At 70.1% G+C, this 26,823-nt stretch carries 25 protein-coding genes; 15 read left to right on the top strand and 10 right to left on the bottom strand.

The genetic code is table 11. The features are described 5' to 3' along the window. The first annotated feature begins 5 nt into the window (after positions 1-5). From EV675_RS02970 to EV675_RS02960, 3 genes are read left to right on the top strand one after another with little or no spacing between them, the layout of a single operon-like run. Positions 6-803: an ABC transporter ATP-binding protein gene (locus tag EV675_RS02970; protein WP_130355925.1), complete on the top strand. Its 798-nt coding sequence runs from the start codon at positions 6-8 to the stop codon at positions 801-803. Between the two features lie 21 nt (positions 804-824). Beyond that, the gene (locus tag EV675_RS02965) at positions 825-1,955 is read left to right on the top strand and encodes an LLM class flavin-dependent oxidoreductase (RefSeq protein ID WP_130355924.1); all 1,131 of its coding nucleotides are present in this window, start codon (positions 825-827) and stop codon (positions 1,953-1,955) included. A 5-nt stretch (positions 1,956-1,960) separates the two neighbouring features. Continuing rightward, positions 1,961-3,340, top strand: coding sequence for an NtaA/DmoA family FMN-dependent monooxygenase (locus tag EV675_RS02960; RefSeq protein WP_130355923.1), 1,380 nt, complete (start codon positions 1,961-1,963; stop codon positions 3,338-3,340). On the opposite strand, the gene EV675_RS02955 is transcribed toward EV675_RS02960, so the two are convergent. Then, entirely contained in the window at positions 3,322-4,398 is a 1,077-nt protein-coding gene (locus EV675_RS02955; protein WP_130355922.1) for a hypothetical protein, read from the bottom strand. The genes EV675_RS02960 and EV675_RS02955 overlap by 19 nt on opposite strands. A 206-nt stretch (positions 4,399-4,604) precedes the next feature. On the opposite strand from EV675_RS02955, the gene EV675_RS02950 reads away from it, so the two are divergent. Both EV675_RS02950 and EV675_RS02945 read left to right on the top strand, forming a co-directional pair. Further along, positions 4,605-6,863 (top strand): sensor histidine kinase, encoded by a 2,259-nt coding sequence (locus tag EV675_RS02950; protein ID WP_130355921.1) that lies wholly within the window; start codon positions 4,605-4,607, stop codon positions 6,861-6,863. Then, entirely contained in the window at positions 6,860-7,486 is a 627-nt protein-coding gene (locus EV675_RS02945; protein WP_087838075.1) for a response regulator, read from the top strand. Before EV675_RS02950 ends, EV675_RS02945 begins: the two co-directional genes overlap by 4 nt. Positions 7,487-7,496: 10 nt before the next feature. On the opposite strand, the gene EV675_RS02940 is transcribed toward EV675_RS02945, so the two are convergent. Beyond that, the gene (locus tag EV675_RS02940) at positions 7,497-8,333 is read right to left on the bottom strand and encodes an NAD(P)-dependent oxidoreductase (protein WP_132979519.1); all 837 of its coding nucleotides are present in this window, start codon (positions 8,331-8,333) and stop codon (positions 7,497-7,499) included. Between the two features lie 113 nt (positions 8,334-8,446). On the opposite strand from EV675_RS02940, the gene EV675_RS02935 reads away from it, so the two are divergent. The 3 genes from EV675_RS02935 (at position 8,447) to EV675_RS02925 (ending at position 10,659) form a co-directional block, all read left to right on the top strand. Next, positions 8,447-8,947 (top strand): acyl-CoA thioesterase, encoded by a 501-nt coding sequence (locus EV675_RS02935; protein WP_087838073.1) that lies wholly within the window; start codon positions 8,447-8,449, stop codon positions 8,945-8,947. Positions 8,948-9,033: 86 nt separating this feature from the next. Continuing rightward, positions 9,034-9,984: an aldo/keto reductase gene (locus tag EV675_RS02930; protein WP_130355919.1), complete on the top strand. Its 951-nt coding sequence runs from the start codon at positions 9,034-9,036 to the stop codon at positions 9,982-9,984. A 114-nt stretch (positions 9,985-10,098) separates the two neighbouring features. Beyond that, positions 10,099-10,659: a hypothetical protein gene (locus EV675_RS02925; RefSeq protein WP_130355918.1), complete on the top strand. Its 561-nt coding sequence runs from the start codon at positions 10,099-10,101 to the stop codon at positions 10,657-10,659. Here EV675_RS02925 and EV675_RS02920 read toward each other — a convergent pair. Further along, positions 10,634-11,869, bottom strand: a complete 1,236-nt coding sequence (locus EV675_RS02920; protein WP_130357884.1) for a PepSY-associated TM helix domain-containing protein — start codon at positions 11,867-11,869, stop codon at positions 10,634-10,636. The two genes, EV675_RS02925 and EV675_RS02920, sit on opposite strands and share 26 nt — an antisense overlap. A 107-nt stretch (positions 11,870-11,976) precedes the next feature. Continuing rightward, positions 11,977-13,179, bottom strand: coding sequence for a 3-hydroxybenzoate 6-monooxygenase (locus tag EV675_RS02915; RefSeq protein WP_130355917.1), 1,203 nt, complete (start codon positions 13,177-13,179; stop codon positions 11,977-11,979). 111 nt (positions 13,180-13,290) lie between these two features. Here EV675_RS02915 and EV675_RS02910 point away from each other — a divergent pair, with 111 nt between their 5' ends. Then, complete coding sequence (locus EV675_RS02910; protein ID WP_165404400.1) at positions 13,291-14,232, top strand: LysR family transcriptional regulator; 942 nt, start codon at positions 13,291-13,293, stop codon at positions 14,230-14,232. Here EV675_RS02910 and EV675_RS02905 read toward each other — a convergent pair. Further along, positions 14,192-14,506, bottom strand: coding sequence for a 2Fe-2S iron-sulfur cluster-binding protein (locus tag EV675_RS02905; RefSeq protein ID WP_130355915.1), 315 nt, complete (start codon positions 14,504-14,506; stop codon positions 14,192-14,194). The genes EV675_RS02910 and EV675_RS02905 overlap by 41 nt on opposite strands. A gap of 167 nt (positions 14,507-14,673) precedes the next feature. Between EV675_RS02905 and EV675_RS02900 the strand changes: the two genes are divergently transcribed. Then, positions 14,674-16,332, top strand: coding sequence for a hybrid sensor histidine kinase/response regulator (locus tag EV675_RS02900; protein WP_130355914.1), 1,659 nt, complete (start codon positions 14,674-14,676; stop codon positions 16,330-16,332). A gap of 5 nt (positions 16,333-16,337) precedes the next feature. On the opposite strand, the gene EV675_RS02895 is transcribed toward EV675_RS02900, so the two are convergent. Genes EV675_RS02895 through EV675_RS02875 form a run of 5 tightly spaced genes read right to left on the bottom strand, consistent with a single transcriptional unit; the run spans position 16,338 to position 21,426 of the window. Continuing rightward, positions 16,338-17,570: a cystathionine gamma-synthase family protein gene (locus EV675_RS02895; RefSeq protein WP_130355913.1), complete on the bottom strand. Its 1,233-nt coding sequence runs from the start codon at positions 17,568-17,570 to the stop codon at positions 16,338-16,340. Positions 17,571-17,608: 38 nt separating this feature from the next. Then, positions 17,609-18,547, bottom strand: coding sequence for a LysR family transcriptional regulator (locus tag EV675_RS02890; protein ID WP_130355912.1), 939 nt, complete (start codon positions 18,545-18,547; stop codon positions 17,609-17,611). A 37-nt stretch (positions 18,548-18,584) separates the two neighbouring features. Beyond that, positions 18,585-19,361, bottom strand: a complete 777-nt coding sequence (locus EV675_RS02885) for a maleate cis-trans isomerase family protein (RefSeq protein ID WP_242621319.1) — start codon at positions 19,359-19,361, stop codon at positions 18,585-18,587. A gap of 26 nt (positions 19,362-19,387) precedes the next feature. Further along, positions 19,388-20,362, bottom strand: a complete 975-nt coding sequence (locus tag EV675_RS02880; RefSeq protein WP_130355910.1) for a Bug family tripartite tricarboxylate transporter substrate binding protein — start codon at positions 20,360-20,362, stop codon at positions 19,388-19,390. Between the two features lie 26 nt (positions 20,363-20,388). Further along, on the bottom strand, positions 20,389-21,426 hold the full coding sequence (locus EV675_RS02875; RefSeq protein WP_130355909.1) for a glutamate cyclase domain-containing protein: 1,038 nt from the start codon (positions 21,424-21,426) through the stop codon (positions 20,389-20,391). A 127-nt stretch (positions 21,427-21,553) separates the two neighbouring features. On the opposite strand from EV675_RS02875, the gene EV675_RS02870 reads away from it, so the two are divergent. The 5 genes from EV675_RS02870 (at position 21,554) to EV675_RS02850 (ending at position 26,817) form a co-directional block, all read left to right on the top strand. After that, on the top strand, positions 21,554-22,495 hold the full coding sequence (locus tag EV675_RS02870) for a LysR substrate-binding domain-containing protein (protein WP_130355908.1): 942 nt from the start codon (positions 21,554-21,556) through the stop codon (positions 22,493-22,495). Between the two features lie 78 nt (positions 22,496-22,573). Further along, positions 22,574-23,542 carry a Bug family tripartite tricarboxylate transporter substrate binding protein gene (locus EV675_RS02865; protein WP_130355907.1) on the top strand — a complete coding sequence of 323 codons (969 nt, stop codon included), beginning with the start codon at positions 22,574-22,576 and terminating at the stop codon, positions 23,540-23,542. 46 nt (positions 23,543-23,588) lie between these two features. Then, positions 23,589-24,260 (top strand): dienelactone hydrolase family protein, encoded by a 672-nt coding sequence (locus EV675_RS02860; protein WP_130355906.1) that lies wholly within the window; start codon positions 23,589-23,591, stop codon positions 24,258-24,260. Next, on the top strand, positions 24,257-25,585 hold the full coding sequence (locus tag EV675_RS02855) for a M28 family peptidase (protein WP_130355905.1): 1,329 nt from the start codon (positions 24,257-24,259) through the stop codon (positions 25,583-25,585). The genes EV675_RS02860 and EV675_RS02855 overlap by 4 nt, the downstream gene beginning before the upstream one ends. Further along, complete coding sequence (locus tag EV675_RS02850; RefSeq protein WP_130355904.1) at positions 25,582-26,817, top strand: NAD(P)/FAD-dependent oxidoreductase; 1,236 nt, start codon at positions 25,582-25,584, stop codon at positions 26,815-26,817. Before EV675_RS02855 ends, EV675_RS02850 begins: the two co-directional genes overlap by 4 nt. The last annotated feature ends 6 nt before the right edge of the window (positions 26,818-26,823 follow it).

Here is a 26,823-nt window from a genome sequence, read left to right as displayed (position 1 = left end):
GCCCCGTGTCCATCTTCTCGATCCGCAAGCTGAACCTGGTCTATGGCGGCACCCGGCCCGTGCATGCCCTGGCCGATATCGACCTCGAGATAGACGAGGGGGAGTTCGTCGTACTGCTGGGTCCCAGCGGCTGCGGCAAGAGCACCCTCCTGGAGATCCTGGCCGGCTTGCAGCGGCCCACCACCGGGCAGGCCCTGTTCGACGGCCGGCCTATCGCCGGGCCGTTTCCTTCGGTGGGCGTGGTATTCCAGGACGCCTCGCTGATGCCGTGGCGCACGGTGGCGCGCAACGTCCAACTGGGCCTGGAGATCCGCGGGCGCGACAAGGCGCTGCGGCGCCGCACCGCCGATGCCTATCTGCAATTGGTGGGCCTGGCCGGTTTCGGCGACAAATATCCGCACCAGTTGTCGGGCGGCATGCGCCAGCGGGCCGGCATCGCCCGCGCGCTGGCCAACGAACCCAGCGTGCTGCTGATGGACGAACCCTTCGGCGCGGTGGACCACATCACGCGCATCAGGCTGCAGGAAGACCTGGTGCGCATCTGGCAGGCGCACCGGCGTACGGTGGTGTTCGTCACGCACGACGTGGGCGAGGCCGTGTTCCTGGCCGACCGCATCGTGCTGTTGTCGCCTCGCCCCGGCCGCATCCACGACACCTTCCGCGTGGCCGTCCCGCGGCCGCGCCGGCGCGGCGATCTGTCGCTGCTGAAGCTGGAGGCGTCGATCTACGACGCCCTGCATGCGATGGACGCGGGCGCCTCGCCGGCCCGCGCCCCCCTGCGCGCGCTGGCCGCGGCGCGCTGACCCTTCACCTTCGGTTTCCCCATGTCCTCCACATCCGCATCCTTTTCGCGTGCCGGCGGCCTGCTGCTGGCCTATCTGCATCGGGGCGCCGAGCCCTCGGCCGAGACGGCATTCGCCGGCTCTCTGCTGACCAGCCTCGCGCGGGAAGTCGAGCGCGCAGGCTTCGATCTGCTGGTGCTCGACGACGAGCCCCGGGTGGAAGGCGCCGCGCCGCGCGTGCGCATCGATCCGTTCACCGCGGCTTCCTTCGTCGCGACGCGCACCCGCCACCTGGGCCTGGCCGTGACGGCCGACGCCGCCTACTACGAACCGTTCAACCTGGCCCGCCTGACCGCTTCGCTGGACCACATCACCCATGGACGCGCCGCGCTCAACCTGGTGCACGATCCGGCGCGCGCGGCGGCGATCAATTTCGGCGTGCGCGATCGCGCCGCGCCGGCGGACCCCGATCGGCATGCCCGGGAGTTCCTGCAAGTGGTGCGCGCGCTGTGGGACAGCTGGGAGGACGACGCCTTCCTGCGCGACAAGGCCAGCGGCCGTTTCGTGGACGGCGACAAGGTCCACGCCATCGCGCACCGGGGCGAGCATTTCCAGGTCCAGGGGCCGCTGAACGTCGCGCGGCCGCCGCAGGGCCAGTTGCCGCTGGTCCATGTCGAACGCTCGCCTGCGTCGCGGCCGTGGGCAGCTGCCGAGGCCGATGTCGTGGTGGTGGCGGCCGGTGACGAGGGCGGTGTGCGCGAGGCGGGCCAGGCGCTGCGCGCGCTGGCCGTGCGCGAGGGGCGCGCAGCGAACCCGCCGCGGGTGCTCGCGCCCATCGTGCCCTGGGTGGCCGATACGCCCGACGAGGCGCGGCGGCTGCGCGCCCGCGTGGCCGCCCGTCCCGACGCCGTCGCGGCGATCGGCACGCCGGACGAGATCGCCGCCACCTTGCAGGCCTGGGTGGCGCGGGGCCTGGCGGACGGCTTTGCGGTGCTGCCCGCGCCCGAAGCCGGCCAGTGGCCGCGCTTCGCGGAACAGGTGGTGCCGGCGCTGTCCCGGCGCGGCCCGATCGGGCCGGCGGCCGCAGGCTTCGCGCCGACGCTGCGCGGGCGGCTGGGCCTGGCTCGTCCCGCCAATCGCCACGCTTCCCTTGCGCAACCCGTCAACGGATGACCGCCATGAGCCAAGCAACCCGCCGCCTGCACCTGGGCCTGATGTTCTGGGCCACCGGCACCCACGCCGCCGGATGGCGCCTGCCGGACGCCAGGGAGGACGCGGCGTTCGACATCGAGTTCCTGCAGCACGTGACGCAAGTGGCCGAACGGGCCCGGTTCGACTTCCTGTTCCTGGGCGACCGGCTTGCCACGGATCCGCGGCTACAACGCACCAACCCCGCGCAGATGTCGCGGCTCGAGCCGTTCACGACGGCCGCCAGCCTGGCCGCCGCCACGTCGCGCATCGGCATCGTCGTCACCGCCAATCCCACCTACTACGATCCCTATTCCGTGGCGCGCCTGATGGGCTCGCTGGATCACGTCAGCGCGGGCCGGGCGTCCTGGAACATCGTGACCGGCGCCGACGACATCGCCGCCGCCAACTTCAGCCGCACCGAGCATTGGGAAACGGGCAAGCGCTATGACTGGGCCGACGAGTTCGTCGACGTGGTGAAGGCATTGTGGGACGGCGCACCGTCGGTCGAGGCGCCGGCGGGCGTCCCGCTGGATCACGACGGACGGCACTTCCGCATCGCCGGCCCGCTGGACGTGCCGCGGCTGCCGCAGCGCCATGCGGTCATCCTGCACGCGGGCACCTCGGACCGGTCGCGCGAACTGGGCGCGCGCGAGGCCGACGTCATCTTCGCCGGCCAGCCCGACATTCCGTCGGCCCAGGCCTACTACGCCGACATCAAGCAGCGCGCCGCCCGCTACGGACGCGGCGAAGACGAAATCGCCATCCTGCCGGGCCTCACGCCCATCGTCGCGCCCACCACCGAAGAAGCCGTGGCGATCTACGACAGGTTGAACGCCTTCTTGCCGCTGGACCCGGAAGAGGCGGCGGGCGAGGTCCGCAAGGGCGGGCTGGGGCGCGGCCGCCGGCGCAACCTGAGCGCGCTGTCCGAGACCCTGGGCGTGGACGTGCGCGGCAACGACCCCGGCGCCGTGGTGGAATCCGCGCTGTACGGGCAGGCGTCCGAGGCGGGGCGCAGGCTGATCGACGAGACCGCCCGCCGCACCCGCCGGTCGCTGACGGGTGCGGCGCGTATTTCCTATCGCGACCTGATCGATACGGCGGGGGCCATGGGCGCCATCGTGGTGGGCAACCCCGAGGAGGTCGCCGATTTCATCCAGGCCTGGTTCGACCAGCGGGCGGCGGACGGCTTCAACATCTTTCCCGCCTACGTGCCAGGGGCCGTCGAGGCATTCGCGGAACTGGTCGTGCCGGTGCTGCAGCGGCGCGGCCTGTTCCGCCTGGACTACGAAGGCCCGACCTTCAGGGATCACCTGGGGCTGGGCCTGCCCGGCTCCCGCCGGGACCGGGATCAACTGGTGCGCCTGTAGGTATAGGTGTAGTCGAACCGGGTCGTGGTGGGCGGGATCGTGATGCCGTTTGCGGTGCCCGAGACCGACACCGAGCCCTTGCTCTTGAGCACGATGGTGCTGCCGACGCCGCAGCCTCCGCAGCCCTCGTAGCTGGTCGACAGGTCGCTGTAGCTGTAGGTCAGGCTGACCCCGGGGCCGGACACGCCGCCCGAGACGCCGCCGTACTGCTGCACCACCTGTTGGGCACCGTCGGCCGAGGCCGGCACGGCGCCGAATTCGATGTTGCCGATGGTCTGCTCGAAAGGCACGCCGTTGGCCGAGCCCCGCACGGTCAGTTCCCACTTCGAGCCGGCCGGGATGGTGCTGCTCGTGCCGCCGCCGCTGAACGAGATGCCGGCCACGCTGATCGAGAAATCATAGGTGGTGACGCTTTCGCCGACCTTGATCGTTTCCGAGCAGGACGTGGTGGAGCAACTGAGCGAAATCGATACGCCGTCCAGCACCGCATCGAAGCCCTTGCCGTCGGCGGCGAAGCCGCGGCTGAAGAAATCGAAGGTCTTGGGATCCACGCCCTTGGCGGTGTAGAGCGCGGCGAAGTTGGCGTTCACACGCTTGGCAGCGGCTGTGATCGCGTCGCCTGCGAGGCGAGTGGTCTTCCAGCCCTCGAACAGCGCGGCCAGCGGTTTCCTGCCGCCGGCATCATGCAGCGCCAGCGTGGTCAGCGGCGTGATGTTGGCCGTGCCCGCGGACGCCGCGAACGAGTACAGCACCGATCCCGATCCGGTCGAGACCTTGAGCAGGTAGGGCGGCGCCGATTCGATGGTGATGCTGTAGCGGCCATCGGCGCCGCTCTTGCCGGTGGCGGTGGCGCCCGCCGCGTTCACGACGGTGACGGTGGCGTTGGCCACGGCGGCGCCGGTGGCCGCCGTGCCCGACAGCGTGTCCGTCTTCGGTGCCGGCGCACTCGCGCCGCCCGAAGAGCCGCCGTCGCCGCCGCAGGCGCCCAGGGCAAGTGCGAGACAGGCGCACGCGGCAAGGCGCGCAATGCGTGGCGGGAAGAACGGTAGCTTCATCATGGAATACCCTCGTGGCGTGGATGAGACCTGCCGCGTTCGCGGCCGGTCGGGTGGTGTCCGGCGATTTTTCCCATGTGGAGCAGGGCGGGCAATCCCGCGAACACGGGGTTGCCAGCAGGCGACGAATGGCTTGTACTGGCCGGGGTCTTTCTTCATCATCAGCGTGCCGCCCCCGTTCGCGTCCCGATTGCCGCTGGAATCCCGACATGCCCATCAATTCGTTCCTGGCCGTGCCTGCCCGCATCCTGCTGGCGGTGCTGGCGCTGTGCGCGGCCGCCGCCGCGGCGGCCACCTGGGGGGCGTTGCAGACGCCCTGGCTGGGCATCGCATTCACTGTCGACGAAGCCGGCAGCGTGCGCGCGCGCGGGCTGTCCGGCGGCCCCGCCCATGGCCTGGAGGACGGCGCGTCTCGCCTGGCGCTTTCGCGGCCCGGAGAGCGCGCCGGCCTGGACGTGGAGCCCGACGACCTGATCGAAGAGCCCGACTTCTTCGACGAATACGCGCGCATGAACAGGTTCTTCGACCGCCAGGAAAAATTCCGCGCGCTGCTGGACGGGCCCGTGCGGGCCGAGTGGACACGGGTCGATGGTTCGCGCGCGGCCGAGGTCTGGACGCCCGCGACCCGGCCGCTGGGATCGCTGCCGGCGACGTTCTGGTTCCAGCTCATCGTCAGCTTCGCCGGGTGCCTGATTGCATGCTGGGTCTGGGCCTTGCGGCCGACGGACCTGGGCGCGGGCATGTTCGCGCTGACCGGCCTGGCCTTCCCCGCCTTCGCGGTGCCCGCGGCGGTCTATAGCAGCCGCGAACTGGCGCTGGGCGGGGAACTGTTCCACGCGCTGTCCGCCGCCAACCATGCCGGCGCCTTCATGTTCGGGTGCGCGCTGCTGGCGGTGTTCCTGTGTTATCCGAGGCGGCTGGTGCCGGTGGGGGCGCTGTGGGCGCTGCCCGTGGTGTACGGGGTCTGGTGGCTGGCCGACACGATGCAGTGGCTGCCCAGCCAGAACTGGACCCGCATGGGCATCATGTCCGAGATGCTGGGCGCGATCGCGCTGGCCGGCGTGCAATGGAGAATGAGTCGGGGCCGTCCGCTGGATCGGGCCGCGCTGCGCTGGCTGGCCCTGTCCATGCTGGTGGGCAGCGGCCTGTTCGTCTTCTCGACGACGGGGTCCAAGGTGCTGGGCTTCTTTCCGCCCATCTCCCAGGGCTACGCCTTCGGCTACTTCCTGATCATCTACGTCGGGCTCGCGTTCGGCCTGCGCCGGTACCGGCTGTTCGACCTGGACCGCTGGGCCTACCGGATCCTGCTGTGGCTGGCCGGGGCGCTGGCGGTGGTGCTGATGGACGCGGCGCTGATCGTCTGGCTGCGCTGGAACCCGGCGTTCTCGATGGGCGTGTCGCTGCTGCTGTGCGGCTGGCTGTACTTCCCGTTCCGACAGTGGCTGTGGCGCCGGCTGACCGGCGCCCGGGGCGCGCGGGTCGACTCCACTTTCCCCGAGCTGATCCGCATTGCCTTCTCGCCCTCGCGCGGGGAACAGGAGCGCCGGTGGGACGCGCTGCTCGGGCAGTTGTTCGATCCGCTGGACATTCGCCGCCTTGCGCATGCCGAGGCCGAGGACCCCCGTTCGGCCACCCTGCTGGAGTCGGGGCAGGCGCTGTGGGTGCCGTCCTGCGGCGGCCTGGAGGCGCGGGTGCTGCGCCTGGCCGATCGCGGCCGCAGGCTGTTCGCGCCGCACGACGTCGAGCTGGCGGCATCGCTGTCCAGCCTGGTGCAGAAGGCGGGCGAGGGGCGCGATTCCTACGAGCGGGGCGTGCGCGAAGAACGCCATCGCATCGCGCAGGACATGCACGACGACATCGGCGCGCGGCTGCTGATGCTGATCCACCAGGCGTCGCGCGCGGGCGACGGCGTGGCGGCCGATGTCGCGCGCGCGGCGATGAGCGACCTGCGCACCACGCTGTCGGCCCTGGAGGGCCACAGCCAGCCCCTGGCCGATGCACTGGCCGATTGGCGCGCCGAGATGGCCACCCGCTGCGACGCGGCGGGCGTGGATTTCGTCTGGAACGAGTTCGTGCCGGCCATGCCGCTGCCCGACATGCAGTCGGCCCTGCCGGCCCGGATGAAGGCCACCCTGGAACGCGCCCTGCGCGAGGGCCTGTCCAACGCGCTCAAGCATGGCGGTCCCACCCGTATCGAGGTGGAGGTGCGAGCGGGCAACGGCCGGCTGGACATCGTCATGGTGGATGACGGCATGCGCGGCGCCGGCCGCAGCGCGCCCGTTGCGGGGCCGGCCAGCATCGGCCTGGGCCTGGCCGGCATGCGGCGGCGCCTGGCCGAGTACCAGGGGGTGGTCGGGCTCGAACGCGGCGAGGACGGCTGTATCCTGAGGATCTGCCTGCCGCTGGGGCCCGGGAATCCAGCCGTGGCGTCCGTGGAGCCGGCGGCGCCGGCGGAGGTGCGGGCATGAACGACATCCTGATCGTCGAAGACCTGCCGGAAGCGGCGGCCATGCTGAGCGAGGCCGTGGCGCTGGCCTTTCCGGAAGCGCGCGTGCGCTGCGGCCAGGACCTGGCGCAGGCGGGCGCGGCCATCGCCGAGCGGGTGCCGGACCTGGCCCTGGTGGACCTGGGACTGCCCGACGGCGATGGCACGGAACTCATCGCCACCCTGACGCTGCGGCATCCGCGCTGCACCGTGGTGGTATCCAGCATCACGGGCGAGGACAGCAAGCTGTTCGCCGCCTTGCAGGCCGGCGCGCAGGGCTATGTGCTGAAGGAACATCCGCCGGCCCAGCTCGCGGCCATGCTGACCGGCATCGCCCAGGGCCAGCCGCCGCTGTCGCCCGCCATCGCGCGCCGGCTGCTGGATCATTTCCGCTTGAGGCCGTCCACGGTCATCAGCCCGCTGTCGGCCCGGGAGAACGAAGTGCTGGTGCTGCTGGCGCGTGGCCTGCGGCTGGGCGAGATCGCCACCGCGCTGGGCATCTCGCGCCACACCGTGGGCGACCACGTCAAGCACATCTACGAGAAGCTCAACATTGCCTCGCGCGCCGAGGCGGCGCTGCGCGCCAAGTCCTTCGGCCTGGTCTGAAGCCGGCGGGTCAGCGCCGCAGCCGGTCCAGCGCCTCGTCCATGGCGGGCGGCCGGGGCGCATCCTTGTAGACGTCCAGCCGCCGGAAGATGTCCGCGGCCGCGAGGTGAAAGCCCGAGGGCAGCCCGGCGGCATGGAAAGTGGACGCGATTTCCTCCATCTCGCCCACCCAGCGCCAGGCCTTCTCGGCCTTCTGCGCGACCTCTTCCGACCGTGCCGGGGTCTGCGGGCTGGACCGCTGCCATTCGGCCAGCAGGGCCGGCTCGACGCCTTCGTGGCGGGCCAGCGCGCGTATGCCGGCCAGCAGCGCGGTGGCGCCCTTGCTCCAGGCGGCATAGCAGATCTTCAGCGCCGAGGCGCTGCCGGCGGGGGAGTCCAGCGCGATGGCTTCGAGCGCGCTGCCTTCGAACAGCGCAGCGATGTCCGAAGCGCCGTCGCCGGCCAGGTAGAGACGGGTGCTGCCGGCCGCGCGCGGCGGCTGGCCGATGATGCCGCCGTCCACGAAGCGCGCGCCGCCGGCGCGCACGGCTTCCTCGATCTGCCGGAGGGTGGCCGGCGAGACCGCGTTGGCGTCGACGAAGACGCCGCCGTACCGGTGCCGCGCGACCTCGCGCGCCAGGTCGAGCGCGTTGTCCGGCGGGCAGACCGAGATGGCGATGTCGGCGGCGCGCAGGGCGTCGGCCAGGGAGCCCGCGTCTTCCAGACCGGCCTGGCGCGCCCGCGCGGCCGTGGCGGCGCTGCGCCCGGCGGAACACCAGAGCACGCGGTGGCCGGTGGAGACCAGGCAGGCGCCGATGGCCGCGCCCATGGCGCCGGGATGCAGGAGGGCGAGAGTGGGGCTGGGCATGATGGCGTCTCCCGGAGGCGGATGATGGCGGGGGTCCATGTTAACGCCGCCGCGCGGGCCGCGTCCGCGCTGGCTACAATGGCGCTGCTTCATATTCGCGCAGAAGGTTCGCCATGAACGATTCCCAGCACAAGCTTTCCATGACGATCCTGATGACGCCGGACATGGCGAACTTCTCGGGCAACGTCCATGGCGGCACCATCCTCAAGTATCTCGACCAGGTCGCCTATGCCTGCGCCAGCCGCTACGCCGGGCGCTACGTGGTCACGCTGTCGGTCGATCAGGTCGTGTTCCGCCAGCCCATCCACGTGGGCGAACTGGTCACCTTCTACGCGGCGGTCAACTACACCGGGCGCACGTCCATGGAGATCGGCATCAAGGTGGTGACGGAAGATATCCGCAGCAAGACCGTGCGCCACGCCAACAGCTGCTATTTCACGATGGTCGCGGTGGGCGACGACGGCGTGCCGGTACCGGTGCCCCCGCTGGAACCGCAGGACGAGGAAGAGCGCCAGCGCTGCGAGGCGGCGCTGCTGCGGCGCGAGCTGCGGCAGGAAATGGAAAGGCGGCATCAACTGATCAAGGAACGCACCACGCAGGCGGGCGGCGCGTGAACTAGCTCATGCGTGGCGGCTATTTGGACGGGAGGCCGGAATCTCCTACTATTTTCGATTCCGTTTCCCTTCCGCACGAGGCAGCCATGACCTATCGACCGCTCGGCACCACCGGCCTGCAGGTATTCCCCATTACCTTCGGCGGCAACGTATTCGGCTGGACCCTGGACGAGGCCGCGTCGTTCGGCATCCTGGATGCGCTGGCCGACCGGGGCATGAACTTCATCGATACCGCCGACGCCTATTCGCGCTGGGTACCCGGCAACCAGGGCGGCGAATCGGAAACCATCATCGGCAACTGGTTCAAGCGCAGCGGCAAGCGCGATCGCGTGATCCTGGCCACCAAGGTGGGCAAGCCCGCGCTGGGCAATCCGGGCGGGCTGTCGGCCGCGTACATAGAAAAGGCGGTGGAAGGTTCGCTGCGCCGCCTGCGGACCGACTACATCGATCTGTACCAGGCCCATGACGACGATGCGGCGACGCCGCTGGAGGAAAGCCTGGCGGCCTTCGACCGGCTGGTGAAGGCCGGCAAGGTCCGCGCGATCGGCGCGTCCAACTACACCGCCGCCCGCTTCCAGGAGGCCCTGGACGTGAGCCGTGCCAACGGTTTTGCCGCCTATGCCACGCTGCAGCCCGAGTACAACCTGATCGAGCGCCAGGCGTTCGAGACGGAACTGGCGCCGGTGGCGCTGCGCAATCAGGTGGCCGTCATCAACTATTACGCGCTGGCCAGCGGTTTCCTGAGCGGCAAGTATCGCACCGCCGCCGACCTCGAAGGCAAGGCGCGCGGCAGCCGGGTGGGCACGTACCTGAACGAGCGCGGCCTGCGCATCCTGGAGGCCCTGGACCAGGTGGCCCAGCGGCATGGCTCGACCCCGGCGGCCGTGGCGCTGGCCTGGCTGCTGCACCAGCCCGCGGTCACGGCGCCCATCGCCAGCGCCACCTCGGCCGCCCAGCTCGATTCGCTGCAGGCTGCCGCCACGCTGGCACTGGACGCGGAATCGCTGGATCTGCTTTCGAAGGCTAGCGCCTACTAGCGGTAAAAACCTTGGCCGGCGTGGCTGCGCCGGCCAGTGTGTTGCACATTGTTTGCAGTGGGATGGATCGCTCTTCCGTAGACTCGCCCCAGGCTTGTCTCTGCGAGCACTTCCATGACCGAACTTACCGGCGAGCTGTCCGAGCGCCGCGCGGCGGGGCCGCTGTGCGACCTGGGGCGCCTGATCCAGTCAGCCGTGGAGGACTACGACCTCTCGCCGGACGGCAACGTCCGGTACGTGGAGGCCGATGTACCCGACCATCCGCTGCTGGTGGCCGGCTCCGCCGACCATGTCTGCGCGCTGATCGACTCCGCCATCGCCTGCATCGCCAGCCGTCCCGGCATCAACCGGCGCATCGTGGTCGGCGCGCGGCTGGACCTGGATCGCGTGCAGTTGCGGGTCGGCCATGGCAACGGCGCCAGCGGCCACACCTCCGTGCCGGTCTCGCTGGACGAGCTCCAGCCCTGGGGGCCGACGCGGGTCCGCGCCTCGTTCGCCAAGGAACGGGCGCGCATGCTGCGGCTGCTGGATGTGCTGGACGCGACGCTGGTGATAGGCGTGGACGTCACCCTGGATGCGGCCGTCCTGTCCATCGCCTTTCCCGCCATCGGTGGCGGGCTTCGCCGCCGGCGACCCTACCCCGTGGCCGTCAAGACAGGCCAGGCAAGTTCGTAGCCGCGGCGGGCCGCATGCGGGCCTGCGCCGCCCTGGCCGAGGCCATCCGGCCCTTGCGTTTCTTCGCCCAGATCACGACGCCCGTCACGCTCAGGATGGCCACCGACAGTCCCAGCAGCGACACGAAGATGCGTCCGGGAATGCCCAGAATGCGGCCGGAATGCAGCGGGAACTGGGCCTGCATGAACACGTCCCCGGCGCTGCCGGTGCCCGGGATGTGCTTGCCCAGCAGCGCTCCGTTCTTCTCGTCGAAGTAGAGCCAGCTGTTGCCGAGCCCGCCGTCGCCGTGGTCGTTGCCGGGTTCATAGAAACCTACGCCATAGATGCCTTGCAGCGCGCCGTAGAACACGGCGCCGGCCGGTTCGGCGATGCCCAGGCGGCCGGCCTCGGCCCTGCCCAGCTCGACGATCCGCGTCCGGGTCAGCGTCGGCATGATGGGCTGGTCCAGCGGGCGCAGGGGGCGGGTCTCGAACGGCGTGGGCGTCAGCGGCGAGATCTGGTTGACCACCGGACGCACGACCTCGTTGCCCAGGTTGAGCGAGATCGAGGTCACCGCCAGCAGGAGCAGCAGCGCCCACAGCCAGACGCCGCCGGAGCGATGCACGTCGAAATTGAGCGCGTAGCCGCCCTTGCCGACGCGGAACGCGAACGATTTGCGCCAGGCGCGCCACGAGGGGAAGGACAGGTAGAGCGCGACGAAGCAGTCCAGGAACCAGGCGATGCTGACCAGCCCCATGAACCACATACCCAGTTCCACGCCCTTCACGTCGGGCAGGTGCATGGTGTAGTGCAGCTTGTACAGGAAAGGCAGCAGGTTCTCGCGGCTGAGCGAGATCGCACCCCATTCGCGCCGGCCCTGGACGTCGCCGGTGACCGGATCCAGCGCGACCTGGTTGAAGTCCAGCGGGAAGGCCTTGCCGGTGGCCGGGTCGATGCGGCCGGTGACGGAGACCAGCAGGGCGTGGCCGGGCTCGACCTCCAGCGGGCTGAAGGTGACCATCAGGCGCGGATCCTCGGCTTCCAGCCTGGCGATCAGGGTCTCGACCGGCAGCGGCTCGCCCTGGGTGGCGGGCTCGAACAGCTGCGGGTTCAGCCAGGCGTCGAGCTCGTGGTCCCACGAGATGAAGGCGCCGGTCAGCCCGGCGATGAACAGGAAGGCGGCGACGCCCAGGCCCAACCAGCGGTGCAGCAGGACTCCGAATTTGCGCAACATGAGGCTAAGGTCGCGCCTGTGGAGAGGCCGCGATTCCCGGAATGTTGAAATTCCAGGAATGATAACGCGAATTAGTATTATTTGATGTATCGGCGGCCGGTCGGTTACACCAAGGGTTTCAGGCAGGTCTCCACGCGCCAGCCGTACAGCCACTGCATCGCGTCGTAGTACTGATCCTGGGTGCGGCCCACCCACAGCGAGTTGCGCACCAGGCGCTCGACGCCCTTGGCGTGGTAGAGCGTGCCCATGGCGCGGGTGGACAGCACCACGCGCGCGGTGCGGGTGATGCGGGAGTTCTCGTACAGGCGGAACGCCGCTTCCAGGTCGCCGCGGGCATGGCGCACCGCCGCGCCCAGCGTGGCGGCATCCTCCAGCGCCATGCAGGCGCCCTGCGCCAGGTACTGGGTCATCGGGTGGGCGGCGTCGCCCAGCACGGTGGCGCGGCCCTGGCCCCAGCGTGGCTGGGGGTCGCGGTCGGCGGTGGCCCAGCGCTTCCACGACGTGGGCCGGTGCAGCATCTGGTGCGGACGGGGATGGATGCCCTCGAAGTAGGACAGGACTTCCTCCTTGCTGCCTTCGCGTACGCCCCAGACCTCGGGTTCACGGCTGTGGAAGGTGACCACCAGGTTGTACTGGTGCCCGTTGCGCAGCGGATAGTGCACGAGATGGCAGTTGGGACCCGCCCACACCACCGGGGCGTTGATCTTGAGGTCGTCGGGCATGTCGGCCTCGTCCACCACGGCGCGGTAGACCACGTGGCCGGTCACCCTGGCCTCGTCGCCGATCAGCGTATCGCGTATCACCGACTTCACGCCGTCGGCGCCCACCACCGCGTCGGCCGTGTGGCGGCCGCCCTGGTCGTCCACCACCGTGGCCTTGCCGTCGCCCAGCTCCAGCGCCTGCACGCGGGTGGATGTCTTGAAGCGGATCAGCGGATGGGTCTGTACCGCTTCCAGGATCGACAGATGGATGTCGGCGCGGTGGATGACGGCGTAGGGATTGCCGAAGCGCGCGCGGAATGCCTCGCCCACGTCGAAGCCGCCGACCTCGGTGGCATCGACCGCGTCCATCATGATCAGGCGTTCGGTGAAGACGGCGCGGCGCCGCGCGGCCTCGCCCACGCCCAGCGCGTCCAGCGCGGCGAAGGCGTTGGGGCCGAGCTGGATCCCGGCGCCGATCTCGCCGATGGTGGGGCTCTGCTCCAGCAGCTCGACCGCCACGCCTTCCCGGGCCAGGGCCAGCGCGGCCGCCAGGCCGCCGATGCCGCCGCCCACCACGATGGCGGTTGCTTGGGTTCCGGTAGTCATGATGTCTCCTCGGGTGAAATCTGGCGCCATGTTAGTGAGCGGACGCGCTTGACTCCATGGAGCGGTATCGATAGGCTGAATCGAAATATTCGATACGGGCCGTCAAGGAAATTGGAGAATATCGATACGAAGCTGCTGCGGGTGTTCGACGAGATCCGCCGCACCGGCAGCGTCTCGGCCGCGGCCGAACGCATGGGCATGAGCCAGTCCACGATGAGCTTCTTCCTGGCCAAGCTGCGCGGGCTGTTCGACGACCCGCTGTTCGTGCGCACCACCTCGGGCATGGAGCCCACCGCCCGGGCGCTGGAACTCGAAGGCCGGGTGGCCGCCGCGCTGGCCGCGGTGCAGGCGCTGCTCGAGCCGCCTGTCTTCCTGCCCGCGGCATCCGACCGCGTCTTCCGGCTGTGCATGACCGACATCAGCCACATCGTTCTGCTGCCGCGCATCGTGAATCGCCTGCGCGACGCGGCGCCTGCGGTGCGCATCGAGATCTTCCGCATCGGGCCCGACACGCCGGCCCGCATGGAAAGCGGCGAAGCCGACCTGTCCATCGGCTTCATGCCGCAGCTCGATGCCGGCTTCTATCGCCAGCGGCTGTTCGAGCAGGACTTCGTGTGCGTGGCCGGGCCGCGCCATCCGCGCATACGCCGCACGTTCACGCGGGCCGATTTCGCCCGCGAGGGCCACGTCGACGTCTCGCCCTCGACCACCAGCCAGCTGATCGTGGAGCAGGCCATCCGGCGCGCCGGACTGGAACGGCAGGTGGTGTTGCGGCTGCCCAGCTACCTGGGCCTGGCGGCGATCATCGCGCAGACCGATTTCGTCGCCACCGTGCCGAGCCTGCTGGGCGGGATCGTGGCGCGGCAGGAAGGCCTGCGCGTGCATCCGCCGCCCATCCCGATCGAGCGCTACGCGGTCAACCAGTACTGGCACGCGCGCTTGCACCGGGATCCCGGCCACGCCTGGCTGCGCCAGACCCTGGCCGAGCTATTCATGGACACGGGCGTGGGCGTCAGCCCGCCGCGTCGGCGGTCTTCTCGGCGTGCGGATTGACCATGACGATGGGCGCGGTGGCCACGGCCACGCAGGGCAGGATGAAGCCTTCCTGTTTTTCCTGCGCGCTCAGGCCCGGCCACTCGACCAGATAGCGGACGCTGCCGCTTTCCATGCGCGAGAAACAGGTCCGGCAGGTGCCGTTGCGGCAGATGGTGGGCAGCCGTATGCCCGCGCGCCGCGCGGCCTGGAACAGGTTCTCGTCCTTGCCGGCGGCGAAGGTCCATTGCTGGGGGTCGAGGGTGACGGGGTAGGTATCGGCGGGAGCGTTCACGGCAGACGGTTCAGGCAGGGCAGGGCGAAGCCCGATGGGCGGGATGCTAGCATCCCCCGCCCGGGCTCACAGGGGTCATGCCTTGAAACACATGCCTGCCGGGAGACGCTCCGGGCCACGGGTACACTGCCTCTTCGACGGACAACCGGCGGATGGGGGCGGCGAACATGCATCCGTGGGACATCGCGTCCTATACGTTCAAGGGCAGGCGGCGACCGGACGAAGAGGCGGCCGCCGACGCCTTGCGGCGCAGCGAGGACCGCTACCGGCAGCTGTTCGAATCCATCGACCAGGGGTTCTGCGTCCTGCAGATGATCTACGAGAACGGCAAGCCGGCCGACTATCGTTTCCTTGAGATCAATCCCGCCTTCGAGGCCCACACCGGCCTGCGGCACGCGCTGGGCAAGCGCATGCGCGAACTGGCGCCCGAGCACGAGGAACACTGGTACCAGATCTACGGCGACGTCGCGCAGACCGGAGAACCGACCCGCTTCGAGCACCACGCCGAAGCGCTGGGGCGCTGGTTCGACGTCTACGCCTTTCGCCTGGGCGAGCCGGACGAGGCGACCGTTGCCGTACTGTTCAGCGACATCACCGAACGCTACCTCATGGAAGCGCAGCGCGAACAGTTGCTGGCGGCCGAGCGCGCCGCCCGGCACGACGCCGAAGCCGCCACCCGCATGAAGGATGAGTTCCTGGCCACGCTGTCGCACGAGCTGCGTACGCCGCTGTCGGTCATCATCGGCTGGAGCCAGTTGCTGCTCAAGCGTGCGCCCGAGAACGAGCAACTGCGCAAGGGACTCTCGACCATACTGCAGAGCGCCCGCACCCAGGCCACGCTGATTTCCGACATGCTGGACATGAGCGCGATCTTCCTGGGCAAGGTCAAGCTCGACCTGGAACCCCTGGATGGTTTCGAGCACGTGGCGCGCGTCGTGCAGTCCAGCGAGCCGTCCATGCAAAGCAAGGGAATACGGCTGGAGTTCCAGCACAGCTTCGAGGTCTGCCTGGTACTGGCCGACCCCGCGCGATTGCAACAAATCTTGTGGAATCTGTTGTCGAACGCGATCAAGTTCACGCCGCCCAACGGCCGGATCAGCATCGCGGCCCGCCGCACCGACACGCGCTTCGAGATCGCGGTGGCCGACAGCGGCGTGGGCATCGAACCCGGTTTCCTTCCCCATCTGTTCGACCGCTTCCGCCAGGCGGACGGCTCGACGTCACGGCGCTACGGCGGCCTGGGACTGGGCCTGTCCATCGTCAAGCAGCTGGTCGAGATGCATGGCGGCGAGGTCTGGGCGGAAAGCGAAGGCATGAACCGCGGCGCCTGCTTCACGGTCAGCCTGCCGGTGTACCGCTCGCCGCTGATCGCTTCCGAGACCGGCGACGTCCAGGGAGAGAAAGGAGACCTGCTGCATGCCGACAGCCTGGCGGGCCAGCTCATCCTGGCAGTGGAAGACCAGCCCGACATGCTCGAGTACCTGACCCACCTGCTGCGTGAATACGGCGCCGAGGTCACGGGCGTGACCTCGGCCTACGCGGCGCTGGAGGAGCTGGCCGGGCGCGGCGCGGGTTTCTATTCCGCGCTGGTGGCCGACGTCGGCATGCCGGGCATGGACGGCTACCAGTTGATCGAGACGGTGCGCAAAGGCATGGGCCTGGACGGCACGGCCCTGCGTGCGGTGGCGGTGACCGCCCTGGCGCGCGAGGACGATCGCCAGCGCGCGCTGGATAGCGGTTTCCAGGCCCACGTGACCAAGCCCTACCGGGCCGCGACGCTGATCGCGGCGATACGCGGCGTGAACGAGGACGGGAACCGGCCCTAGCGGCCCTAGACGGCGTCGCAGGCCTGGGCGAAGTCGCCCAGCAGGTCCTCGGGGTCCTCGATGCCGACCGAGACGCGTATCAGCGAGTCGGCGATGTCCATCTCGCGCCGCCGCTCGGGACCCATTTCCCAATAGATGGTCTGCGCCACCGGGATGGCCAGCGTGCGGTTGTCGCCCAGGTGGGTGGCGGAAATGACCACGCGCAGCTGGTTCTGGAAGTGTACGGGGTCGATTCCATCCTGCAGTTCGAACGCGAGCAGGGCGCCGCCCCGCTTGAACAGGGCGCGGGCGCGCTCGTGCTGCGGATGGTCGGGCAGGCTGGGGTGGTAGACGCGCTTGACCTTGGGATGGGCGGCCAGCTGCGCGGCCAGCGCGGCGGCGGTCGCGCAGGCGCGCTCCATGCGCAGGCTCAGCGTTTCGGCGCCGGCCGCGATGCGGTGCGCGGCTTCGGAACCCAGGGTCGCGCCCATGTCGCGCAGGCCCTTCTTCTTGATCTGCTGCAGGCCCTGCATGGCCGGCTTGGTGCCGCGGTACGACGGGCTGATGTTGGGATAGGCGGTCCAGTCGAACAGGCCGGTGTCGGTGATCGCGCCGCCCAGCGCGTTGCCGTGGCCGCAGATGTACTTGGTGAGCGAGTTGATGCTCAGGTCTGCCTGCACCGTCTTGGGACGGAACAGGTAGGGCGAGGTCATGGTGTTGTCGACCACGTACAGCACGCCGCGGGCCTTGCACAGCGCGCCGATCTCGGCCAGCGCGGCGACCTGCGTGCGGGGGTTGGCGATGGTCTCGACGAACACCAGGCGGGTGTCGGGGCGCAGCGCGCGCTCGACGTTGGCGGCGTCGGTGGCGTCGACGAAGTCCACCTCCACGCCCAGGCCCTTCATCGTGGCGAACAGGCTGTTGGTATTGCCGAACAGGAAGCCGCTGGAGACCACGTGGTCGCCTTCGCGCAGCAGGGTGGTCAGCACCGCGGCGATGGCCGCCATGCCGGTCGAGAACGAGACGGTGCCGATGCCGTCCTCCATCTCGGTGATCTTGGCTTCGAGCGCGGCGGTGGTGGGGTTGCCCTGGCGGCCGTAGGAGTAGCCCGGATTGCGGCCCTGGAATACGTCGACCAGGGTTTGCGCGTCGCCGTAGCCGAAGGCGGAGGCGGTGTGCATGGGTTTGTGCAGCGCTCCGTGCTCGACCGAGCCGCGGCGGTCGCTGTGCAGGATGCGGGTGGTGAAGCCTTCGGACATGATCTGGACTGGACTATCTAGGGAGGGTGGCCGGTATTTTAATCCTTGCCCGTCCTGGGGATCCGGGCGCCCAGTTTCTGCAGTTCGTCGTCGACCACCCGCCTGAGCGCCCGGGTCAGCGCGGCGGCCGCATCCGGCCTGGGCACGTTGCGCCGGTAGACGGCCGAGAAGTCCAGCGATATCGCCGGCGTGAAGGGCCGGATGGCGACCTGGGGCGAGCGGTGGCCGATGATGGCGATGGGATCGATGACCGCGATCCCCAGCCCGCGGCCGACGTAGCCGATGGCCGAAGACGAGTGCATGGTCTCGACGCGGATGTTGGGCCGCACGCCGGCCGCCAGCATCGCGTTGTTGAGCTGCATGCGCTGGCGGCTGGCCTGGCCCAGCGCGACGAAGTCCTGGCCGTCCAGGTCGTTGACCGTGATCCGCTTCCTGCGCGCGAGCGGATGGGCGGCGGGCATGACGCAGACCGCCTGGGTCGAGGGAAAGGGGTCGTGCTCCAGGCCGTCCGGATCGGGCGGCATCGTGCCGAAGACGATGTCCAGCTGCGCGTGTAGCAGCATGGAAACGAGGTTGATCGAGCTGTCGGGATGGACGGAAACGACGACGTCGGGATGGTCCCGCAGCAGCAGGCCGATGGCTTCGGGCAGGCAGTGCGAGGCGAGGTTGGGCATCGTCCCCACGTGCAGGTAGCCTGCCGTCGACAGCCGGATCGCGCGCGCCGCCTCGCGGATCCGGTCGGCGCCCGAGAAGTGCCGCTCCACTTCGCTGTACAGCCGCACCGCCGCTTCGGTCGCGATGATCTGCACGCCCTGGCGCTGGAACAGCACCAGCTTGAGCTCGTGTTCGAGATCGTGGATCAGCCGCGAGACCGCCGGCTGGGAGATGGACATCGCATGGCCGGCGCCCGTCATGCTGCCGGTCAGCATGACGGCGCGGAATGCTTCGAGCTGGCGGAAGTTCAGCGGACGTGCCAAGGTGGCGATGCGGTTGTCGGGGCCCGGACTCCGCCGATCATACTTCGAAGGCGGCGTCGTCGATAGGCGCGAGGCACGATTCGAGCAGCCTGCCGTGGCCCCCGATCGCGTCGTTCAGGCCCAGGCGGCGCAGGCATGCCCAGAAGCAGGCCTGGTTGCTGGTGATGACGGGTTTGCCCAGGTCCCGCTCCAGCGCCGCGACCACGCCCAGCGACGCCAGGTTGGTGCAGGAAATGAACACGGCATCGGCCTCGGGGCGGTCGGCCTGGCGCGCCAGCCGGTACAGGGCCTCGGGTGGGACCCGGCCGATGGCGCGGCGTTCCTCCTGGGTTTCCCCAAGCTCCAGGCCGTGCAGCGACGACACGCGAAAGCCGTATTCCTCCAGGAATTCCCGCTCGCGCCGGTTGACCAGCTGCACATAGGGCGTGGCCACGGCCACGCTGCGCACGCCCAGCGCCCGCAGCGCCGCGACCACGGCTCCCGAGGCCGCCAGCGCCGGCGCGCCCGCCCGCTTGCCGATGTCGCCCACGATCTCGGACATGGGGCACATGAACGAGCCCGAGGTGCAGCCGTAGGCGACGATGTCGACCTCGGCGGTGGCCAACTGGTCGGCGGCCGAGCGGGTCGCCTCGGCCATCGCCACATAGGACTCCTGGGTCATGCTGCCCAGCAGCATGGCGCGGGCCGTGAACACGCCCACTCCCTCGGGCGCCATGCGCCAGAACTCGGGCTCGTTGATGGTGTTGGTGGACGGGACGATCAGGCCGATCTTCGCCTTCCAGCCATAGGGCGCGTACAGGGAAACGGCCTTCATGGACATGCTCCTTTCTGGTTCCCGGGTCATTCGAGCCGTATCCCCATGCGGCGGATCAGCTCGCCGTATTTCTGCTCCTCGGCCACCAGGGTCTGGCCCAGTTCGGCGGGCGTGCTGCCGACCACCTGCGCACCGGCGTCCTCGAGGCGCTTGCGTACTTCAGGCAGCTTCAGCGCCGCGACGATCTCGCGATTGAGCTGGTCGATGCGGGCGGGCGGGGTGCCGGCGGGCGCCAGCACGGCGCCCCAGGATTCGGCGCGGAATCCGGGGTAGCCGGCCTCGGCCACCGTGGGGATGTCCGGATACCGCGAGAGCCGTTCGGCGCCCGCCGCCAGGATCTTGAGGTTGCCCGCGGCCACGTGCGGCTGCACGGCGCCCAGCGTATCGAACACGATCTGCGTGCGGCCAGCGATGAGATCCATGTGCGCCGCCGCGCTGCCCTTATAGGGAACGTGAGTCATCTTGAGCCCGGCCAGGTCGGCGAACCACTGGCCGAAGACGTGGACGTTGCTGCCGTTGCCCGCCGAGGCGAAGGCGAGCTGGTTCGGCCGGGCGCGCACGTAGGCCACCAGTTCCGGCACGTTGCCGACGGGCAGCGAGGGCGAGGCCACCAGCACCATCGCCGTGCGCGTCGCCAGCGTGACGGGCGCGAAGTCCTTGATGGGGTCGAACGGCAGGTCCGGAATGAGCGCGCGGCCGAAGACGTGCGAGCTGACGACATACACCAGCGTATTGCCGTCGGGCGCGGCCTTGGCGACCTGCGCCGTGCCGATCGCGCCGTTGGCGCCCGGCTTGTTCTCCACCACCACGGGCTGGTGCAGCCGCGCGGCCAGATGTTCGGACAACAGCCGTGCCGTGATGTCGGCCAGCCCGCCCGAGGCGTAGGGCACGACGATGCGCAGCGGACGGCCGGAGGCCGCGGGTGCCTGGGCCTGGGCGGCGCCCAGCGCGCCCAGCGTGAGGGACAGGCAGGCGGCGATGCGCCTGAACGAAACAGACATGTCGGATTCTCCCGAAGTAGGTAAATCTAGCGGTCGAGCGTGCCGTGGGACAGGCCACGGTCGGGCGGGGCGATGTTGACGCGCACCATGTCGCGCAGAAGCTGGATGATCGCCATCGAGCTTTCGCCTTCGGTGCCGTCGACGATGAAGCGCGAGGTGCAATAGCGCATCTCCCAGCCGCCCGCGTCCAGGCAGGCGCGCAGCACGTCGCGCTCGATGGCGGGCGTGTACAGCACGTCGAGCCGGCGGCACAGGAAGGCCAGCATGGCGCACAGCCCGTAGGCGCCCCAGTTGGAGATCGATGCCGGCAGGAAGATGTCGGTTGCGACCGTGGTCGGCACGCCCACCCCGCCCTCGTACTGGCAACGCCGGCCGTAGGGGTGGAAGGATTTCATGAAGTCGAAGATCCGGCCGAAGCCGATCTCGTTGCCGTTGTCGCCGATGCCGATCGACAGGATCCCGCGCTGGGCAGCCAGCGTGAAGAGCGGGGAAAGGTCGACGCACGATTGGGGCCGCACGCCCGTGGAGTAGTGGATCAGCCCATGCTCGTTGGGCCCCAGGCGTTCGATCGACACGATGGCCCGGGGCCGGTAGTCGTCCAGCAGGCCGGCGGCCCAGGCCTGCACGTCGTCCTGCCGCTCGGGCGAGGTCGCCAGCGCCGCGCCCATCCGGCGGTCGCGGCACAGCGCATAGTCGCGCACCATGATGCCAGCGGCCTGGCTGCTGGCCACGACCGGCGGGGCGTGGCAGGGCTCGGTCACGAATACCGGCACCGCCTGCAGGCCCCAGAACAGGGCATGGGCCAGGGCCGCCGCGCCGGGCGGACCGTCGCTCTCGCCGTTGGGCGCCTCGGGCGCGTAGCCGGCGCCGGTCACGATCAGGACGCGGTCGCCGGGGCGCACGCCGTCGAACAGGGCCTGGGCGGCACGCGCGCTGATCGGCCGGCCGCCGCCTTCGGCGCGCGCCCGCTCGTAGATCGGGCCGATGATGTTGTGGTTCATTGCGCGGTTGCGCATCTCGACCGTGACGAGACGGTCGACGTATTCGCCGATGATGTCCGGCATCGGAGGCTCCCGGATGGCTCTGGATTAGACTGGAGCCATTCTGGGTCGTAGCGCGTCCGACGGCATAATCGAATTCTCGGCGCTATCGATAAGCAAATGTTATGCAGCGCCGCCAGCGCCCTTCATCATGAACATTCCTTCCGTACCGGTGCTGCGCGCCTTCATCGAAGTTGCCCGCTGCAACAGCTTCACCCGCGCGGCCGATACGCTGTGCCTGACCCAGAGCGCCGTCAGCAAGCAGGTGCAGGCGCTGGAGGAACAACTGGGCTGCCGGCTGTTCGTGCGTTCGGGCAAGCTGCTGGCGCTGACGCCCGCCGGCCATGCCTACCTGGCGCACGCCAGCGATGCGCTGGCCATGCTGCAGGAGGGCAGGGCCATCGCGCAGGAAGTGGCTGGCGAGAAGGCGCCCGCCGCCGCGGTGGAGATCTCCGCGTCTCCGGCTTTCGCCTCGTACTGGCTGATTCCCCGCCTGCCGGGCTTCCGCGAACGGGCACCCGGCACGCGCCTGGCGGTCCGCCCGCGCCTGCCGGATTTCTCGCCGGTGACCGAGCGCTTCGACCTGGAGGTGCGGGTTGGTGCCGGACGATGGTCCGACGCCCGGGCGATCCGGCTGCTGGGGCGCGAAATGGCGCTGGTGGCCAGTCCCGATCTGCTGGGGGATACGCGTGCCACGCTGCGGCAGGTCCAGTCCCTGCCGGTACTGCATCGCGCGCAGCGCGGCTATGACTGGAGGGAATGGAGCGCGAGCGCCGCGCCCGCCTGGACGCCTCGCGCGGGCACCGGCCTGCTGTTCGAAGGATTCTCGGTGTTGATTCCGGCCGTGGTGGCCGGGCTGGGCGTGGCGATATGCCCGCTGTTCCTGGTGCTGGACCAACTGGAAAGCGGCCGCCTGGTGCGCCCGCTGGGCGAATGCGTGCGGACGCGGTATGCCTATCACGCCGTGCTGCCCACGGGCGCCGGCCATGGCGCGGCCCGGGACCGGTTCCTGGACTGGCTGCTGCCCGAGGCCGAAGCGACGCAGATGCGCATACAAAAGCACCTGGATTCGGGGTATTCCATGGCGGAATGAGGGTCCCGAAGTTTTCGTTTGACCCCCCATGGAGCGGAACTTAATGTGGCGCCTCTCATTCTTTCAGGCGTCCGTGACATGCGTGCCCTTTCCATTCTCCGTCTTTGCATCGCGGGCGCGGCAGGCGCCCTGGCCGCCGGTCCCGCCGTGGCCGATTCCTATCCGTCCCGGCCCATCGAGTTCGTCGTGCCGTACGCGCCGGGCGGCGCCTCGGACATCGTCGTCCGGGCGCTGGCCCCGCAACTGCAGAAGCAACTGGGCGCGTCGATCGTCGTCATCAACCGCGCGGGTGCGAACACGGCGATCGCCGCCACCCAACTGGCGCGCTCCGCGCCGGACGGCTACACGATCATGCTGGCCGACGTGGCCCTGGTGCTCAACGCCGCGGTGCGGCGTACGTCGCCGGGCTACGACGTGGCCAAGGATTTCTCCACCATCGCCCAGGTCGGATCCGCGCCGCTGGTGCTGTTCGTGCCGGCCTCGGGCGCGGCCGACCTGCCGTCGTTCCTCAAGCAGGCGCACGATCGTCCCGTGAACATCGCCAACGCCGGCCCCGGCTCGCTGGGCCACCTGGCCGCGGAACTGCTTCAACTGCGCACCAAGACCACGCTGGCCAGCGTGCCGTACCGCGGTTCGGGGCCCGCCATGAACGAGACGATTGCCGGACAGGTGGATGCCATCTTCACCAGCACCGCTTCCGGCATGCCCCTGGTCAAGAGCGGTCGTTTGCGGCCGCTGGCCGTTGCATCGCCCGAACCACTGAAGGATTTCCCCGAGATCCCCACGTTCGACCGCCTGGGGGTGCAGGGCGTGCATGTATTGAACTGGTGGGGCGTGATCGCGCCGGCGGGGCTGCCCGCCGACATATCGGCCCGCATCGCGAAGGCGGTGGCAGCGGCCATGCGCGATCCCGCCATCGTCGAACGCTTCGCGGCGCTGGGTATTTCGCCGTCGACGCGCGACGCGGCCGCTTTCGCCGGCCTGATGAGCAAGGAATTCGCCGCCTGGCGCGACGTGGCCACCCAGGCAGGCATCAAAGTGGATTGACAGGCGGCACCAACAGGTGTTCGTGCGAACAAGGAGGACATGCAAGATGAGCGGTGAACGAATACGCCTGACCGCGGCGGACGGTTTCGAATTCGACGGCTATGTGGCCCGGCCGGCGGGCACGCCCCGCGCGGGCGTGGTCATCCTGCCCGAGATCTTCGGCGTGAACAGCCACATGCGCAGCGTGGCCGACCGGTACGCCGGCTGGGGCTATCTGGCGGTTGCACCCAGCGTCTTCGATCGCGTCGAGCCGGGGTTGGACCTGGGGTATGGGGACGACGACGTCCGCAAGGGGCAGGCCCTGATGAAACTGATCGACTGGGACGACGCGGTCAAGGACATCGAGGCCGCCGGCGCGTTCGCGGCCCAGGCCGGCAAGGTGGGCATCGTCGGCTTCTGCTGGGGCGGCACCGCGGCTTGGGTGACGGCGGCGCGCGGCACGGGATTCGCGTGCGCGGTCTCGTACTACGGCAACGCCATCCCCACCGTGCTCCAGCCGACGCCGCGCATTCCCATGATGCTGCACTGGGGCGAGCGCGATCATCTGGTCTCCAGGGAAAAGATGATGGAGCCGGGCCGGGCCGCGCCCGAGGCGGCCGTGCACTTCTATGCCACCGGACATGGCTTCAATTGCGACCAGCGCGATCTTTACCACGCGGAATCGGCGGCCCTGGCGCAGCAGCGCACGCTCGCCTTCCTTGACGAGCACCTGGCATGACGCGGGACGACACCGGCGCGTGGGCCGCCGAGCGGGCGGCCTTCGGCGAGATCGCCGCGCGCCTTGGGCGGGACGAAGAACTGTGGACCGACTTCGAGGCCTTGTGCCGGCATGGCGGGCGCATGGCGGGGACCGCGAGCGAGCGCGCCGCGCAGGACTGGTGCGAACGACAGTTGTCGGCCTTCGGGCCCGTCGCGCGCGAATCCACGCCCTACGCCGGGTGGCGATGCGACCATGCCGTACTGACGCACCTGCCGGTTGGGGGGCAACTGGAGGCCGTTCCGCTGCTGGGGACCGCGTTCACGCCAGATGCGGGCATCGAGCTGCCTGTGCTGGACCTCGGGCGGGGCACGCCCGAGATGATCGCCGCTGCCGGCGACGGCGTGCGCGGCCACGCGGTGATGGTGCGGCACGAGTATCCCTTCTCGACCCAGACCGTTCATCGCCGCGTCAAGCTGGCCGCGGCGCAGCAGGCGGGCGCCGCCGCGCTGCTGGTCGTTCAGCCCGAGGCGGGAATAGGTCCGGTGTCGGGGTCTTCCGGACGCGCGGGCGGACCGGGCATCCCGGCCATGGGGATCTCGGCCGAGGCCGGGCTGGCGTTGCGGCAGCCCGGGGCGCGCGTGCACCTGCGCATCGTCGGCGCGGACCTGCCGGGGGCATGCACCGACACGCTGGTGCTCGACCTGCCGGCCGGGCAGGCCGCGCGTCCGGACGAGCGGGTCGTGCTTTCCGCGCATATCGACGGACACCCCCTGGCCGAGAGCGCGCTGGACAATGCGACCGGCGTGGCGGCGGCCATCGCGCTGGCCCGCGCGTTCGCGCCCCGCATGCACGCCATGCGGCGGGGCCTGACCGTGTGCCTGTTCAGCGCCGAGGAATGGGCGCTGAACGGCTCGCGCGAATGGCTGGCGGCGCTGCCCGAAGCGCGGCGCGCGGCGATGGCGCTCAACGTCAATCTCGATTCGCTGGCGGGCTCGCCGCGCCTGACCGCGCTGACCTCTGGGTTCGAGCGCCTGGGCGAGTTCGCCCGGTCGGGGGCCTCGCTGGCCGGCGGCGCGCTGGGTGTGCACCTGCCGCTGATGTCCAATAGCGACCATGCGAATTTCGCGGCTTGCGGCATTCCCGCGCTGCGGCTGATCGCCGGCTTCGACGAACCCGACAGCGCGCTGCGCCTGCTGCTGACACCGGCCGACACGCGCGCGTTGGTGGACGAGAACCACCTGCGCGGCGCCACCACGTCGGCCGCGGGCGTGCTGTGGCACGCGCTGCGCGCGGACAACCTGGCCGGCCTGCGCAACGGGGCAAGGCCGGAGGCGCGGGCATGAGCGGTTCGGTCGTCGTGCTGGGCGCGGGGCTGGTTGGCCTGGCCTGCGCCCACGCCTTGCAGCGGGATGGATACGCCGTGACGGTCATCGACCGTGGCGGCGTGGGCGAAGGGGCGAGCTACGGCAACGCCGCCCACATCGCCATCGCTTCCATCTTCCCGCAGGCCACGCCCGGCATACTGGGGCAGACGGTCCGGATGCTGCGCGATCCCCAGGGGCCGTTGGTCGTGCGGCCGGGCTATGTCGTCCGGCATCTTCCGTGGTTCGCGCGCTTCTTGGCGCAGGGCACCGCCGAGCGCGCGCGCACCGGCACCCATGCCATGGCGGCGATGATGGCGCAGGCCTGGGACGCCTGGCAGCCCGTGCTGGACGACATCGGCGGCAACGATCTGGTGCGCCGGTCCGGCGCCCTGCACGTGTTCGGGTCGCAGGCGGCGCTGCGGGCGGCGCAGGAAGCCTACGAACTGCGCCGCGGCCTGGGCGTGGCAAGCACGCAGCTGGACGTGGACGAGGCGCGGGCCATGGAGCCCGCGCTGACCGATCGCATCGGCGGCGCGATGTCGATACCGGGCATGGGATACGTCACCGATACGCTGATGCTGGCGCGGCGCCTGGCCGCCCGCGTCGAAGCGCTGGGCGGTCGCATCCTGCGCGCGGAGGCGACCGGCATCGATGCCGGCGGCGTGCGGACGAAGGATGGACGCCTGCGCGCCGATCGCGTGGTGCTGGCCGCCGGCGCCTGGTCCCACCGGCTGGCCCGGGGGCTGGGGGTGGACATCCCGCTGGTGGCCGAGCGCGGCTATCACGTCATGCTGCCTGCGGGCAGCAGTCCGCTGCGCATGCCGGTGCTGATCGTGGAGCGCAAGGTGGCGCTGACGCCCATGGCGGCGGGTATCCGGATGGCCAGCGTGGCGGAGTTCACGCAGGCCGATGCGCCGGCCGACCATGCGCGCGCGGCACCGGTGTTCGGCGGGCTGGAGCGGTTCGTCCAGGGCGTGGACGCCGAGCCGGTATCGAAATGGGTGGGGCCGCGTCCTTCCGTGCCCGACAGCCGTCCCATCCTGGGGCAGGCCCCGGCCGCGCCCCACGTCCTGCTGGCCTACGGCCACGGCCACCTGGGCCTGACGCTGGCCGCGCTGACGGGAAACATCGTTGCCGACGTGGCGGGCGGCCGCGTCCCGAGCGTGGACCTGCGCGCCGTCGCGCCGCTGCGCAGCCAGCGGCTCAGATGACGGGGA

The sequence above is a fragment of the Pigmentiphaga kullae genome (assembly GCF_004216695.1).
Lineage (GTDB): Bacteria > Pseudomonadota > Gammaproteobacteria > Burkholderiales > Burkholderiaceae_B > Pigmentiphaga > Pigmentiphaga kullae.
Note: the sequence above shows the minus strand (reverse complement) of the source record. Positions and strands in the feature narration are given on the sequence as shown.